General features: G+C 45.6%; 13 protein-coding genes. 1 reads left to right on the top strand and 12 read right to left on the bottom strand.

Going from position 1 to position 15,105, the window contains the following annotated elements:
• Positions 1-3: 3 nt before the first annotated feature.
• The 5 genes from B5E62_RS04750 to B5E62_RS04770 all read right to left on the bottom strand — a co-directional run bounded on the left by B5E62_RS04750 (position 4) and on the right by B5E62_RS04770 (position 5,833).
• The gene (locus tag B5E62_RS04750) at positions 4-2,091 is read right to left on the bottom strand and encodes a nitric oxide reductase activation protein NorD (protein ID WP_087173657.1); all 2,088 of its coding nucleotides are present in this window, start codon (positions 2,089-2,091) and stop codon (positions 4-6) included.
• Positions 2,092-2,125: 34 nt separating this feature from the next.
• Positions 2,126-2,377, bottom strand: coding sequence for a helix-turn-helix transcriptional regulator (locus B5E62_RS04755; RefSeq protein ID WP_087173491.1), 252 nt, complete (start codon positions 2,375-2,377; stop codon positions 2,126-2,128).
• Between the two features lie 19 nt (positions 2,378-2,396).
• A complete protein-coding gene (locus B5E62_RS04760) occupies positions 2,397-2,930 on the bottom strand; it encodes a hypothetical protein (protein WP_330397999.1) in 534 nt (177 codons plus the stop codon).
• Between the two features lie 94 nt (positions 2,931-3,024).
• Entirely contained in the window at positions 3,025-4,860 is a 1,836-nt protein-coding gene (ltrA, locus tag B5E62_RS04765) for a group II intron reverse transcriptase/maturase (protein WP_442911349.1), read from the bottom strand.
• Positions 4,861-5,563: 703 nt separating this feature from the next.
• On the bottom strand, positions 5,564-5,833 hold the full coding sequence (locus B5E62_RS04770) for a hypothetical protein (protein WP_087173494.1): 270 nt from the start codon (positions 5,831-5,833) through the stop codon (positions 5,564-5,566).
• A 138-nt stretch (positions 5,834-5,971) separates the two neighbouring features.
• On the opposite strand from B5E62_RS04770, the gene B5E62_RS04775 reads away from it, so the two are divergent.
• Positions 5,972-6,220 carry a helix-turn-helix domain-containing protein gene (locus B5E62_RS04775; protein ID WP_087173495.1) on the top strand — a complete coding sequence of 83 codons (249 nt, stop codon included), beginning with the start codon at positions 5,972-5,974 and terminating at the stop codon, positions 6,218-6,220.
• Positions 6,221-6,263: 43 nt separating this feature from the next.
• On the opposite strand, the gene B5E62_RS04780 is transcribed toward B5E62_RS04775, so the two are convergent.
• The 7 genes from B5E62_RS04780 to B5E62_RS04815 all read right to left on the bottom strand — a co-directional run bounded on the left by B5E62_RS04780 (position 6,264) and on the right by B5E62_RS04815 (position 14,690).
• Positions 6,264-7,592 (bottom strand): AAA family ATPase, encoded by a 1,329-nt coding sequence (locus B5E62_RS04780; RefSeq protein WP_242957712.1) that lies wholly within the window; start codon positions 7,590-7,592, stop codon positions 6,264-6,266.
• 15 nt (positions 7,593-7,607) lie between these two features.
• Positions 7,608-8,363: a hypothetical protein gene (locus tag B5E62_RS04785; protein WP_242957713.1), complete on the bottom strand. Its 756-nt coding sequence runs from the start codon at positions 8,361-8,363 to the stop codon at positions 7,608-7,610.
• A gap of 171 nt (positions 8,364-8,534) precedes the next feature.
• Positions 8,535-9,299 carry a single-stranded DNA-binding protein gene (locus B5E62_RS04790; protein WP_087173497.1) on the bottom strand — a complete coding sequence of 255 codons (765 nt, stop codon included), beginning with the start codon at positions 9,297-9,299 and terminating at the stop codon, positions 8,535-8,537.
• 393 nt (positions 9,300-9,692) lie between these two features.
• Positions 9,693-10,295: a response regulator transcription factor gene (locus B5E62_RS04800; RefSeq protein WP_330398000.1), complete on the bottom strand. Its 603-nt coding sequence runs from the start codon at positions 10,293-10,295 to the stop codon at positions 9,693-9,695.
• On the bottom strand, positions 10,273-11,835 hold the full coding sequence (locus tag B5E62_RS04805) for a sensor histidine kinase (protein ID WP_162610256.1): 1,563 nt from the start codon (positions 11,833-11,835) through the stop codon (positions 10,273-10,275). The genes B5E62_RS04800 and B5E62_RS04805 overlap by 23 nt, the downstream gene beginning before the upstream one ends.
• Positions 11,836-11,952: 117 nt before the next feature.
• Entirely contained in the window at positions 11,953-13,926 is a 1,974-nt protein-coding gene (locus B5E62_RS04810; protein ID WP_087173500.1) for an ABC transporter permease, read from the bottom strand.
• A 14-nt stretch (positions 13,927-13,940) separates the two neighbouring features.
• Complete coding sequence (locus tag B5E62_RS04815; protein ID WP_087173501.1) at positions 13,941-14,690, bottom strand: ABC transporter ATP-binding protein; 750 nt, start codon at positions 14,688-14,690, stop codon at positions 13,941-13,943.
• Between the last annotated feature and the right edge of the window lie 415 nt (positions 14,691-15,105).

Genomic DNA, 15,105 nt, shown 5'->3' on the forward strand with positions numbered 1-15,105 from the left:
GGATTATCTGAGATACTGTTTGACAAGAATCGTAAGATTCTTTGGAAGGTCGTCCAGACGGGTAATGTCCAGGAACCCTTCCTGGTAGATGCGCTGGATGGCATCCTTGTCCTCTCCGATCGCTGCCGCAAACAGGATGATATTCTGTCTGGCGTATTCCTGCTTGATCCCCCGGAGATCTGCTTCCGCCTCCGTGCCGTAATAACCGTCATCTGCGGGCTGACCGTCCGAGATCAGGATCAGAAGTTTCCGCTTTTCCGGTCTTTGCGCCAGATGCTCTGCAACAAAGCGGAGCGCAGCGCCGTCCCGGTTGCCGCTGCGGTCTTTCATATCCATCAGCCGGTAGCGGTCCTTCTCATCTACAGAATCAAACTCCGCATAGGAATAGAGGGCTACCCCACGGGAATCCGTGGAATGACCGTAGATGGTTACCGGGATGCCCAGGCTGATACAGAAGTCATAAAGGACAATGGCTGTCTTTCTGGCATGGGTGATGCGGTCACCCCACCCCATAGAGCCGCTTTCATCAATCAGAAGCCCCACTGCCAGCCGCTGTTCATCGGCGGGGAGCCGGGTCCTTATGAAGAAAGAACCGTCCTGGTGATGGAAGGAGCGCATATCCAGCCGCCGTCCATACAGCAGGTTCTTCTGTTTCCCGCCTTCCGCCTCCTCTTTTAAGAGGGGCAGGATGGTACTCTGCAGGCGTTTGGATGCCCGAAGAAGGGGCGGCGAGATTTCTTCATATTGCCGGATCAGCCGATTTGGGATGTCCTGTATCCGATGAATGGTCACATGGATACCGGCATGGGCGTTTCCGTAATGGATATCATTTGCCGCTTTCTGCAATTCTTCTGATAGCTGCTGTTCATAGTCCGCCTGCGCTTTTTCTGTTGCGGCTTCCTTTAAGACACGGGCAATATCCGCTGCTGCATCCTCATAGCCGGTGCCGGCATACTGAGGCGCATAGGTTACGCCCGGGTCATTGCCGTCCAAAATAGCGCTGGTCTTGGCAAGAGCCAGCCGCCCGCCTTCTTCCGCCATCACTTTTTCAGTTTTCTTTAATTGTTCCTCACGGCCTTTGGAAGAAAAGAAATCTGCGTCTTGCGGATCGGTGCCTGCGCCTCCTTTGGCGGCAGGGATATTTTTTACCTCCGCTCCGTCTTTTCCCAAAGGAATGGGCGTGCCGCCTGCAATCTGCTGGTCCAGAAGCTCCTGAAGTTCTTTTGTTGCTTCCAGTTCATCCTGGTGTTCCAGTCTTTCCCGCATTTCTTCTACCAGCGGTTTGATAAAGTCCCAGAACAGGACAAGCAGGCAGTTGGTCGCAGTCAGCCGCTCTTTGATCGAGGGGGCGTCCAGTGCCGTGTCGATATATTCCATGCCGTCAGTCAGCACATCCAGATATTCGCTGCTGCTGTGGAAGCGGTTACTGATGGTGCCGGACCGGCAATAGGCCAGAAGCAGGTTGGTCGCAATCGTAAACGGCTGATAGTTCTTGCTGAGCTGTTCGTGGAGATCCGGGATCTGTTCTACCATCCGCAGGTTATTGAGCTGGATGCCCTTGCGGAAGCTGCCGGGAAAGGCAGCGCACATCCTTGCTTCAATATAGATGTCTTCCAGGATGTTCTGGAGAGAAGCCGCACAGGTCTGTAAGGTCAGAGATACGGCCTTGTCTTTTTCCTCCAGTGCGTCCAGGATCTCCGTCTGGCTTTTCTGATAAGCGGACAGCTCTACGGAAGGATTTTCCGGGTAAAAAGTGCCATTCCCCAGATTTGTCAGGTAGAGGTTCCGGGTGGTAAAATCCGTAAACAAAAGATGTGCCGTCTCATGCCCGGTCATCCCTACCAGGCTTAATGCCCGCAGGAAGCGGGACGGAAAGCTCTGGGTAACATGGTTTGCCGCATTCAGGTAGATCTTGTAAGAGTCTGTGTAAGCCAGTGCCGCATCCTCGGATTCATCCCAGGAGATCAGTGCCTGCAGCCCATAGCAGTAACGCCCGGTAGCGGCCCGTGCCTGGGAAGTAAGATAACGATGGAAGGCAGAGGATGTAAAAAATTCCTGGTCGGGAATGGAAGATTCCTCTTCCCGGATCATTTGTTTTAATTTTTTCTGGTTGCTGTTCAATTTTCTATTTCCTTTCTGTGAGATTTTTTGTCAGCAGGTCTTCCACGGAGCAGCCGTAATACTCTGCCAGTCTGAGGACAGCGTAGGCAAGCGGAGTGGACCTGCAGTTTTCGTAATTCATAATGGTTTTTGGCGGCAGGTGTAAGAAGCGTGCCACCGCTTTTTGGGAAAGCCCGCCCTGGGATTTGCGTAAGTAGGACAGGTTTTTTGCAAGAAGTGCATACATTTCTGGTTCTGTGAGAGTTGATTTACCCATTGGACCGCCTTCTTTCTATTTAAGCCGGCAGGACAGGATCCAGACAGCTTTCCTCTACCTCCGTGCGGCTGTTCGCATCTGCCGTAGCGGAAGGCAGGATGGTGTAATGGGCGGACTCCCGGAGATTGCCGCAGACCATATAGGACTGCACCCAGGAAATCAGCTCCCGGACACCGCAGCATCCATCTGTAATCAGGTTCTCCCGACAATATTCGGAGATGGACTGGACAACCCGTGCCATTGCCTGGACGGTCTTTTTCTCTTTACAGCCGGTGATGCCAAGCACCCGCTCTACCAGGGTCTCCTCATCCGGTTCATCCAGGTCAAGGACCAGGTTCATTCGTGAGATGACAGACTGGTTTAAGGGCTTACAGCCGGCGTAATCATTGTTTGTTGTTACAATAATCACAGTATCCGGATGCCGCTGTATCGTCTCTCCGTTGGGGAGATACACACTGTTGCACCGGTCCAGCAGGGAATTTAGCCCTACCAGTACGCCGGGATTTGCAATGACCGTCGATGGCAATAGGTAAGGTTTTGATGTAATCGCCACCTTTTCCCCTGCCCCACACCGTACGTGAGAGTTTCCCCTCATACGGCGTTCCACCTTAGTTTCTTCTCATTTCAAATCCATACATTTAACATTCCTAAATACCCATCAATCCCATTTTGGTTCGCCAGTAATTGATCTTCTTCTTTTGATTACTGTTCAGGTTTAGTTTTTGCAATAGCTTGTTTATGGTTTCTTCTTTTTGGGCGTGTAAGAGTGTATGAGCATCCTTTGTTATCAACAGGAGATTCTCATATTTATCCGTTCCACCCATAGAAGAGGGGATTATATGATGACAGTGCATATCAAAGATTAGTAAATCCGTTCCAGTTATTGCACATTTTCCACCCTGTCCACAATATAGGCTTAGACGATTATCATTGTATTCCATGCTTTTATTGGGGATAGGATTCCGCATCATATAGTAAAGGACATCCAGATTTATCCCATTTAAGTTTTTGTGTACTGCTGTGCGTCCTTCGGGGGTGTATTGATTTACATTTACCCTTTTCATAGAAGGAGCTTTGGTTTGTACAAAACTTATAGGAACAATCGGTTGTCCTCTCCATTCTTTTAAGCGTTTGCTTCTACCATATCTGTCCAGTATGTACTGGTGATGATTGTCATTTTCCTTTTTTGCGAACCTTTTTAGTTTACAATGGGTACGCTTTTCAAGAGTTCTCATTGCATAGTAGTCTATTCGATTAACATCTGCGGCTACATGTGTTGCCATTTGGTAGTAGTTGTGCATACCTATGACAAACGCATTGTATCTGCCAGTTGCTTTTAGTAATTGCTCGCCATTTCCCGCTGAATGGATATCCTTTATTCTGTCGTGTGCCGTTTCAGCTATTCGCTTTAGGGATTTATCACATATATGTGATTCAACAACAAATTTGGGGACTTTTGCTTTCCTACGGGAGTCATAGCCTTTGCGGACTGCTTTTATTTTCAGCCCTAGAAATTCTGAATAATTGCGTTTGAGATTAACAATTTTGGATTTTTCTTCACTGATATCTAGTCCTAGTCTTTCTTTCAACCACTGTTTTACTGCAAAATACCATTTTTGGGCGTCCGTATAGCTTCTGCAAACAATTTTGAAGTCATCCGCATATCGAACAATCCATCCTTCTTTTAGATTGGTTGTTTTCATTGCGGCAAGTTTGCTGGCTTGATTGAGAGTGCCATTTTTCCGCACTGGTGTAGAGTATTGCTTCTTTGTCTGAAAGGTTTGCCATTGGTCTGATACCCACCAGTCTAGTTCATTAAGCACTACGTTTGCTAGTAGCGGAGAGATAATTCCTCCTTGTGGAGTTCCCTTTTTGGGAAAGCCTATACCAGCAACTTCGGCTTTCAACATGGCGGATATTATGGATATTACTTTCTTATCTCTTATTCCTAAGTACCAAAGTTGTTTTAGTAACTTTCCATGAGAGATATTATCAAAGAATCCTTTGATGTCCACGTCTACTACATAGTGTAAATTGCCTTGCTGTATAAGTTTGTAGTAGGCTGCCATAGCATTATTGGCACTTCGTAGCGGTCTGAATCCGTAGCTTCGTTCATGAAACTTTGCTTCACATATTGGCTCTAATATCTGTAAAAAGCATTGCTGTATGAGTCTGTCTGTGATAGTGGGGATTCCCAACGGACGCATTTTTCCATTGGATTTTGGTATTTCGACTCTTTTTACTGACTGCGGTTTATACCATTTCAGTTTGTTTCTGATTAGTATGATAATTTGCTCGACCGTCAGTTTTTCTAAATCCTTCATTGTTTTCTTGTCAGTTCCTGCGGTATTGCTTCCAGAGTTCTTCTTGATATTCCTATAAGCGAGCTGTATATTTTCATCACTTATGACAAGATCCATTAGGTGATAAAAGTTTTGTCCGTTAAGACTTTGCTTGTATAGAATATCTTGAGTTTTCTGCATATCGTAATATTCCGCATTCCTGGCTTTTTGGCGTTTGACAGGTTTTGGTTGCCTCAAGGTCAACCACCTCCTCGGAGTATGGTTTTTATTAGTCACACCAGAACCCTTGAATTGCATTGTATTTGAAATTTTTGAAGAAGTAATTTAATTAAACTAAGGCTTGTGCCTATTCCTCCATTCCCATTACAGGAACTTCTTCGGTCATGGCACTACTTTCACCGGAATAAAACTTAGTTATACAGTTTTGTTTTCCTAAGTAACACTTCATAGCCTGCAACTGGCTCCATGTTCCCGGTTTCCCACGTTCCGTCAAGATTATCCACAATATATGAGTTTAGGTGCTTTCTCTAAGCCTGCATACACGATATCGCCTTTAACGATATAAGGGGTTTCATAAAGAGCCTTCTTACTAACCCTCGTATGCGACACGTACTGTGTCACTGACATTTCTATCAGCCAACTCCTTTAGACTTGTAAATCGAAAGTTCGTCCGTATCTTACTGATACATTCTCACCATGCGCATTTTAGGGACCTCCGGCATATAGGATACACATGCCACCGCTGGCACGCTTTCGAGTAGCTAACTGCCACTTACGGTATCTCTCTGCCGACTTCCACGAGCTTTATACAGCCACCCTGTTGCGAGGGTTAACTGCATATCGTAGTATTAAGGAGAGCGCTTCAAGGCGTTACCCAATCATTTCACTCTTCATCTTGACAGTTCTCCTGTCGTTTTACATCATCGTAGATTCTTTTGTATTCCAATAGCGCTATTGCCAACATATCTTGTTGTTCAACGGCATGGTTCATATATTCTGTCCATTTTTCATCTGTCAATTTTTTACCTTGACACATTTCGTCTACATCTGCGAGGTTGCTTATTATCCATAGCATAGCATTTTGCATTTCAGGACATAGCTTTTCATATAACTCAATGCATTTACGTGTGTTTTCACTTATTTCCTCTTTCATGATTAAACCTCTCTATATCGCAGAATAATAATTTTTTTATGGAATGATTTCATTCCGATTTTACATCTTTATATCTGTAAAATCAACTATGGAATGATTTTATTCCACTAAAAATTTCGATAAAAAGGAGATTTGTTCATGTCAAAGGTCATAAATCAAGATATATCAATAGGTCATAATTTAAAAGCATTGCGGCTTCGTGCGAATTTATCACAAGAAGAGGTAGCCACTAAGCTACAAGTTCTTGGTATTTCAACAATGAGCCGTGAAATTATCTCACAGATGGAATTAGGACGGCATAACATACGTGTAACCGTTTTACTTGCACTAAAGGAAGTTTATAAAGTAGATTCCTTTGATGAATTTTTCGAGGATATATCTTTGTAATATTCCTCATACTTATAACAACAGTGGACTAGCTTTTCACTAATCAACGTGTCGCACGCTCCTGGATTTCTGTCAAATATCCGTTGCGTATTGCTTCCACCAGAGGCGTATCCACATAGCGGAAATGCTGCTGGCTGGTTTTGGAGGCATAGTATTCGTGCATCTCATCAAAAATGGTGTCGATGAGCTGCTTGTAGACCTCATCCTCACTGACATTTTCATCATAAGTCCCGGTCAGCTTCTCATAGGCGCCTGCCGGATCCAGCATGATATCCTGGAAAGACGGATATTGCCGCTCCAGGGCGGTACGTTTCCCGTCTACATCCGGAAGGATCTGCCCCAGTAGGTCGAAGACCTCTGTATTGGCGGAGCAGGTCAGGCACCGGTAGGGAAGATGGAGACCGGCCGCAATCGCTTTGGCGCCTTCTGTTTTCCCTGTCCCGGCAGGACCCCGCAGAAGAAAATTTCGCATGGGCTGCACCGTATCCGTGGTGATTTTTGCGTGTTCACAGATGCGCTTGACTTCCTGTGGAATGATATACCAGTCCGGCAGTACCGGAACCGTCAGTTCCTCCTCCGGCGTCAGTACACGGCCCGGGGATAAGATATACTTCCCCATGAAATCCGCTTTCGCTATGACTTCCGCTATCTTCTTAAAGGTGTTGCCGGGTTTCAGTACCTGGAACGCCCCGTGGATGATCTCCGTAGGCGCATAGGCGCCGGTCTGAAGAGCCAAGGGTTTTAACAGTGGTATGACACCATTGGGTGCAATATCCGTGCGGATCCCTCCTGTTGGGAGCGTATCGCTGTATCGGATCCGGCGGTAAGCATTGTCACAAAGGACCGCCGCTGTTTTTGCCGTTTCGTCCATGTCCGGATAACCGGCTGCACGGTCTTGCTTTAACTGCTGGTATTTCTCATTGAACTCCTCGTCCGAAAGAAGGGTAGGCATCAGGGCGAAGAGCAGTGCTGTCCCTGTGTTCTGGGAATCTTTGAATACATATTTCTCCGGAGTGTTTTCCGTATCCGGCGGCATGGTGTATTTCCCGGCGGTAAATTTTCCGTTTGCCGGGTTATAAACAACCACATGAAGTTTCCCGGTACGGCTGGGATATTCTGCCAGCGTATAGGTATTGGTCTGGCTCCCGATTGCTCCCAGTTCCTCTGCTGGCTTCCCGCTCATGGGATCCTCCAGTTCCATGTAGGTCAGGACGGCCTGCAGCGTCGCCGCATGGAGCGTGCTTCTCTTTTGCGGCTGGGTACAGTATTTGGATGCGATATTCTTAAACACGGCGTTATCCGTATAGTCTTTGAAAGGTTCCGGGAGCGTGCGCTGGAAGGTCCAGCCCTCCATTAATTTTCCACTTGCCATTGTTGCTTTTCCTCCTTATGCCCAGGTAATCTCTACTGCGTTTTCCGTTTCTGCTGCTTCCAGTTCATCATCGGCAAATACCTGCAGGAGTGCAGGCCAGTAGGCTTTCGGCGGGAAATGCTCCAGCTTGCCTTTTACCTCCGGCTCCTTCCCGTTGAGGATATAAACATCCCCCTGTTCTCCAATGAACAGCTTCTGGTGTCCTTTTGCCTGCAAATTCCCGATCATTTCCACAAGGAATGGTTTCCCAATCAGGGAGTACCAGGACGTAGGATCAACCTTTGGTGTATCCGGGGAAGCGGATCTGTCCCCTTTCCGCTTTAACGCAGAGACGGTCAGCATCTGAAGATGCAGGCTGCCGTATTGGTTCATGGACACTTCCGCAAAGTTATACTCTCCGGTATTTCTGGTAGAGATCCGGGTGGGCTGCCCGTTTAGCAGCCGGGGCAGCTTCATCTCCTCGGCAAACTCCCAGGTGGCATCCGGATAGGCAGACTGCAGGTAATCGGTGATCTGGTAGCTGATCTGCCTCAGCAGGATGGTTTCCAGGTCCGGATTCCGGTCAGGAGCAGGTGTTTTTCTCCCTGTGGAAATCCGCAATTTCCGGAGTCCTGATGTGAGGACAGGAAACAGCAGCATTGCCAGGGATATTACGACCCCGGCCGCCGCAATGCCTGTCATCAAATAGGACCGGCTGTCCTTTGGGATCAGAAATGCTGCGGCAAACAACAGGAGAACCGTGATCTGCAAGGCTTTTCTTATGTTTTTCATAGATTTCATTCTTATAATACCTCTCTTTCAGAAAAATAAAGGATGCCCGATTTCCTTAAAAGAAACAGTTCAAAAGAACCGTCCTTCTATCGGAAACCGGACATAAAAAAAGAATTGCGCCCTGCGAAGGAAACTCCGCCTGCAATTCTTACACGTTTGTTTTAGATCTTTTTATGCGGCAAAGGGAAGCTCCCCTGCCTGTTGTTCCGGCACATGGGTAAAACCGTCTCCCGGATTTCCGCCCTGCATACCGCCGGAGGCCCCGTTTGGAGGCATATATCCGTTGTTCTGCTGCGGCGGGGCGCTCTGTCCTGCCATGGGATTCGGCTGCTGATATCCATTCTGCTGCGGCGGGCCGTAGTTGTTTCCGGCACCCTGCTGGCTATAACCGTTTGGCTGTGCCGGCTGGTAGCCGTTCTGCGGCTGCCTTCCGGAAGAAGGATAGCTGCCGCCCTGCATCTGACCGGACTGCTGGTAACCATTTTGCGGTCCAGAGGTCTGATAACCGCCCTGTGGACCATAGTTGTTCTGATAAGCACCCTGTCCATTGCCATTTTGCGGCATACCGCCAGGCCCGCCGGGATTGGCTCCGCTGTCATCTGTTTTTGTAGATGGCGCAAACTGCCAGTCTTTGACGATGACACTGGGACCGGCATTTGGATGTCCCTGGTTTTTCCCTTTCTGATGGATAAAGGGATGCAGTTCCAAATCCCCCTGCATGATCAATCCGGTGCCTTTTTTGACACCTGCCTTGATCAGACGGTCCGCCAGAAAAGAATTGAAGTAGCAGGAATAGAATACGGTCTCAGCCTTTCCATCCTGTCCCCGCTGGGGGCAGGCAATGTCCAGAGTCGTGTAGGTAGTGTTGCCATTCTTTGCCTGCATGATCTGAGGATCCGTTGTTGGTCTCCCTGGTAAAATAATGATTGCTGACATAGAAATTCTCCTTTCTGCCTCTTTGGGCGTAAAAAATAAATAATAGTGAAAATAAAAAAAGTGCCATTACAGTGCCGTAAAAAACGGCATTATAATGACACGATTTTCCAACTTAAACAGCATGTGTCCTGGGTGAATGGCCCAGACTCCCATATCGGGATAACACAAGAACTCAAATACAAGATTATAGTAGCACAAGATATAGTAGGTGTCAAATGGAATAAAACTATTTATAGCAGGTTTCTGAGCTTGCCAGCAATAAGGTATTTGCTCTGGAAGAGCGGACAGAAGGCAAAAAGGTAAAACAGGTTCCCGTGATCCGGCGAAAAGACTGAACAGAATACCATCAACAAGGACGGCCTGTAGATGCAGGCTGTTTTATGTTGAGGCTAATTAAAGTGGAGGGATATATCCCAACTGGATAGATTTTGTGACAGCCTCTACTGCAGAGGAAACTTCTAATTTTTCAAATATATGCTGCAAGTGATTAGAAACGGTTCTCTCACTCATAAAAAGCTGCTCGGCAATTTCCTTCCTCTTAATGCCATTCGCCAGCATACGCAGAACCTGCTTTTCGGTTTCTGTCAGCTCCTCTACATAGACTCCATCTTTTTCAAAGTAGATGGAACCATTATTTATTGCTTCCAGAATGTGCAGAAGTTCTTCTGGTTCAATATCCTTGTTGATAAAACCTTTTGCTCCCAGCTTCTTAGCTTCTTTGCGATAAACTGGAAGGTCGTAGCCCGACAAGATAACAATTTTCTGGCGGGGATACTTTTGCAAAAGGTTCTGTGCCAGGAGCAAACCATCTTCTTCGGACAGTTTTCCGAGATTGATGTCCATCAGCAGAATATCCGGCTTGTCCCGTTCAATCGTTGCCCCTATTTCATCAACGGATTTGACATTTGAAAATTGTTCGATAGATGGAAAGTCTGATAATACAATCGCCAGACTTTGAGCAAAGAGTGCATGGTCATCGACCAACAAAACTCGCATAGGATTCATCTCCTTTCATGGGTATGCGGATGTCAACATTTGTCCCACCTTCTGGATTTGCTTTGATTGTTATTTGCCCATTCAGAAAAGTCACCTGTTCATTGATAGAAGATAGCCCATGATGAGGGGATGGATTGTCCGCCGTTACTGAAAATCCATCACCATTATCGGATACTTGCAGGGCAATCATGTCATGCTCTTGTTGCAGTTTTACTTCAATCCTTGTTGCATGAGAGTGTTTGAGGGCGTTTACGGTCAATTCCCTCGCAAATCGGCAGATCAACATGGTATATGGCTCTACCAGAAAAATATCGTCCTTACATTCTAAAGTAATGGTGGTGTTACTGTCGTTAGTGATGGAGTCAAGAACGCTTTGCAAATTTTCCTTGAAGGTCAAATTCTTTAACAATTTCGGATGATATGCCTGCATTTGAGAACGTATGGAAGATGTTAGTTTTCGCAGCGTATCATCTAGCAGTCGCTGAACTTCAGGCTGCCCGGCTTTGTGCAACAGGTTTTTCATCGAGAGAATGTCCTGTAAAATATCATCATGCAGATAATTGGTAAATTCCTTTCTCAACGCTTCTTCATGTTTGAGCTGTGCTACGGTATATTCGTAAAAAGAAGGAACTGCATCTGAGGCATAATTATCCGATTTGCTTGCTTTCCAAAACAGTAGCAGGCGATAAATCAGTCCACAGAAAACGAGCAAGTAAAGCAACGTAACCGCCGTTAAAATGGGCAAACCAAACAACCATACGATCAGTACGAAGCTGGCAATGCACACAAAAAGAAAAAAGACTGTTATAGGGCGGCTTAATGCAAAAAAAGGCTTCTGTGGCTTCGCCCGAAAAATGATACTGTGGATACTGACAAATGTAAGTACGACAATCAGGTATAGCCCCATCTGTTCAACATAATTTTCTTTTTTGTAAAAAACTGCCGTGTAGCAAATAAATGGCAGCAAAACAAAGATTACAGAAAATAGGATCTGCTTTCTTTGGCTCCTTAAAACAAACCATACTCGTTTATGATGAATTGCAGATATAGCAATACACCAACCAAAGGAAACTATAAACTGAATGTTGTAGAGGGCATAAAACCATACCCTGTCAAAGAAAAAGCTGATAGTTGCTGTAAAGCAGATTGCAGCTATCCCGGACAGAAATAGTTTTCTTCCCTTGTAATTTGCTCCTTGAAAAAGAAACGCCTGCACGAAGTTCACCAGTTGATACAGGCAAATTGGTAGAATAACAATGGATGCCGCATCTGCAAGGGGGTAGGCAGAAAATAGAGATAGTCCAAAATGCCATCCAAATACTACAAGGAGAATTGCAAATTGTGATAGGACAGGATTTCCTTTTAGGTTTTTACCGGATATGTAGTATCCGTCAAAAAATAGAAGTGTCAGAAGTACAATGTGAACGGTATTTTCCGCTGGTATTTTAGCTCCGACAGTATTCATTACACAAAGAAACACGATAAGAAATAGCTGATTGAGTATCATCAAACCTTGTCTTACCATATATTTTCGTTTCACGGCGGCACCTCCCATCTGCATTTATTCTACTCGACACGGACTAAATCTGCAAGTGAAGCAAGTGGAGTAGCCGCAGGCGGCTGGCCTCTGTGGAGAAACCAGCCGCCTGCGGTAAATTTAGTTCATGGCTGCTTTATAGCAGGAGTATTTCGTCACTTCATAGTAGATAAAGTAAACGATGGAAAAAATTCCAACGGCCAAGGCAATAGGCAGAATAACCTCGCCTGCCTGACCCAGCACATCATCCATCAATGCTGATTTGTAACATATAATGGCAAAAATGCTGTGCAGCATACCTATCACATAAGGAATCACAAAGTAAATCTGAATCTGACGGCGGACACATCGCTTTATCATATTTTTATTATATCCCATGCGTTGAAGGATATTGTAATCATCCCGATCATAGGTGACAGCAGACAGATTTTGAAAGTAGAGGATACTGCCAGTTGCAATTAGAAAGATAATCGTGGCAAATGCAATCAACAGATAGGTAGAGCTGTTAAGCTGAATGATTTCTGTCTGTCGTTGCCAGGCACTTGCAAGATAGATGTTGTCCGGCATAGTATTTTTCAAAATCGTATAGGCAGTTCCATCGGAACGGGTCATTCCGCCGTTGATGCTCACAACAGTGATTTTCTCCGGCTGTCCGCTTTCGATATTCTGATAAAGTTGGTCGGAAACAAGAAGCGTGGCAACACTATTTGCGAATCCAATCGGGTTATCCAAAGTGGTCTGAACAACGGTTACATCAGTTGAAACACCATTTCCAATATCCAGATGATAAACAGCACCAACATCAGAGTTTTCAGGGTCTGGCCGGTATTTCACCAAAACACATTCCGTATCACTAAGCTCAGAAATGGAACTTTCTTTTCCCTGACTATTCAGTAAAGTATCGTAGTCGCTCAGCCTCATACACTCAAATCCAGGTGTGCGTACTCCTTCACTGCTAATGCTGTATTCATCAGGAAGCCGATCTGACGAGGCTGTGATTTTTAGCAAGTTGGTTTCTTGTACCTGATATTCCTGCCCGTTTAGTCCTTCAGCCAGTGCTTCCAGTGCCTGCTTGTTCAGTTGTTCGTCCTCAACCCGGTATTCGATAGCGGAAGGAATAATTCGTTCCACGGCTCTGTAAGGATACCAAACTGAAAGCGTGGTTGCGCCAAAAACGGAAAGCGTTCCTGCAACCAGCAGAATCAAAAGAATCAGTGACTTTGCATTGGAGCGGATACGGTGCATAAATTTGGGAGCAACAATAATCGTGTTTTCCCGGTACAGAACGCTGTGACGATTTTTGATGCACTGACATACGAAAGGTACGAAAGAATAGATGGTTAACACTGTGCCAACTACTACCAGTACCAGCGTCAGCAATGCAATAGGATAAAAACCAATCGTTGTCCAAACAGACTGAGCACCCCGAACCATATCCAGTGCCAAGGCATACCCACCAAGGAGAGCAATAATTCCAATAACGGATAAAACGATATTGGGACGAACTGGCTTCTCCACTTTTTTCTCCAGACGAACCAAGTCCAAAAGGGTTGATTTTAGAAGCAATCCTGCATTGGAAAGTGTAAGGGTAAGCAGTACAGCAAGGATAAACAGGAAGATTGAGCTGACAGCCTGTGGATTGATAAACGGAATTGCCCCCATATCAATCGTCAATCCAAGTAAAGCAACAATTCCTGCCGTTATACCAATGTGCAACAAGCTACCAGCTAAAATGCCAGCGAACATTCCGCCAAGGCAAACAAAGATATTTTCTATGGTCAGCAGGCGAAGCATATCCCCCTTTCGGTATCCAAGCAGAGCATAAATGCCCAATTCTTTCATCCGGCGGCGCATGAAGAAGTTGTTTGAGTAGAACATATAGAACACAACAAACGCCATGATAAATACCGCAACTACGCTGCACATCATTTCTACACGGCCATCCGACGAGATTTTTTCCATGATAACCTCGTTCATGGAAAAAGAGGTAAAGCAGAAATAAATCATCAAAACGAAAGAAACAGAAACAAGATACAGAGAATAAAAAGAAAAGTTCCGTTTCAGATTTTTTAATGCTATTGTTGCTAAATTCATATAATCACCCCCAGTTACCGCTTCTCGTCCTGGCGGGCCGATTCCTGCATGATAGCTTCATAGAAACGCCGCCGTTCAGCATTGTGGCGTTGCAGTTCAGAGATGATATGCCCATCTTTGAAGTAAAGGATGCGATCCGTATAGCTGGCAGCATAGGGATCGTGGGTTACCATGAGAATTGTGGTTCCCAAAGTATGGTTGACTTCTGTTAATGCTGTCAACAGTTCAGTGGCAGAACTGGAATCCAGTGCGCCGGTGGGTTCGTCCGCAAAGATTAGCGGTGGACGTTTTACCATTGCGCGAGCCGCCGCCACACGCTGCCGCTGGCCGCCAGACAATTCGCTGGGATACTTTTTTAGCTGGGAGTCAATTCCAAACAGTTCGACCAGCTCTTTCACCTTTTTGTCAATCTCTTTTGCCGGTTTGTGCAGCAAAGTCAGCGGGACGGCAATGTTTTCTCTCACAGTCAAGCTATCCAAAAGAAAATATTCCTGGAAAATGAAGCCTAAGTTATTTTTTCGGAAATCAGCGGCCTGTCCTTGACCGAGTTTTTCAATATGAGTTTTCCCCATAACAATATGCCCGCTGGTCGGAATGTCGATTGTAGAAAGAACATTCAGAAGGGTCGTTTTACCAGACCCGGAGGCCCCCATGATGCCCAAAAACTCGCCCTTCTCAACTTCAAAAGAAACATGGTCAAGGCCGGGCTTTGGCTGGTTCTTATAAACTTTGGTTACATCCATAACTTGTAATAGCGTACTCATATACATTCGCTCCTTTCGTGGTACAAATTCAGTATAATAGTCCTCGAAGGAAAAGGCATGAGTAATTCACGCATTCATGTTTGTGCGAATTACTCATGCCTTTCAGTATGTTACTGATATAAAATAAATTTATGTTAGAAAAAGAGGGGGGTTTATGAACAAAGAGAAGTCATTAACCAAAAGGATAACTATACATAAGCAAGGGCGAGAGGAAAGAACTAACGCAGTAAGGGGATAACGGGAAAGGGAGGAACAAAAGAAAGAATGAAGAAATTGAACATCTGCACCGAAGGTTTCAAATCCAGGGCAATCTTTCACATTCGGCATATCATATCACCCCATTACATTCTATTGTTCATAGGATTCGCTGGGAATGATGTGATATGCGTTTTAGTTTCATTTTATAATTCTTCCC

Origin of the sequence: Lachnoclostridium sp. An118 (genome assembly GCF_002160985.1) — a bacterium.
In the GTDB taxonomy this organism is placed as follows: domain Bacteria; phylum Bacillota; class Clostridia; order Lachnospirales; family Lachnospiraceae; genus Claveliimonas; species Claveliimonas stercoravium.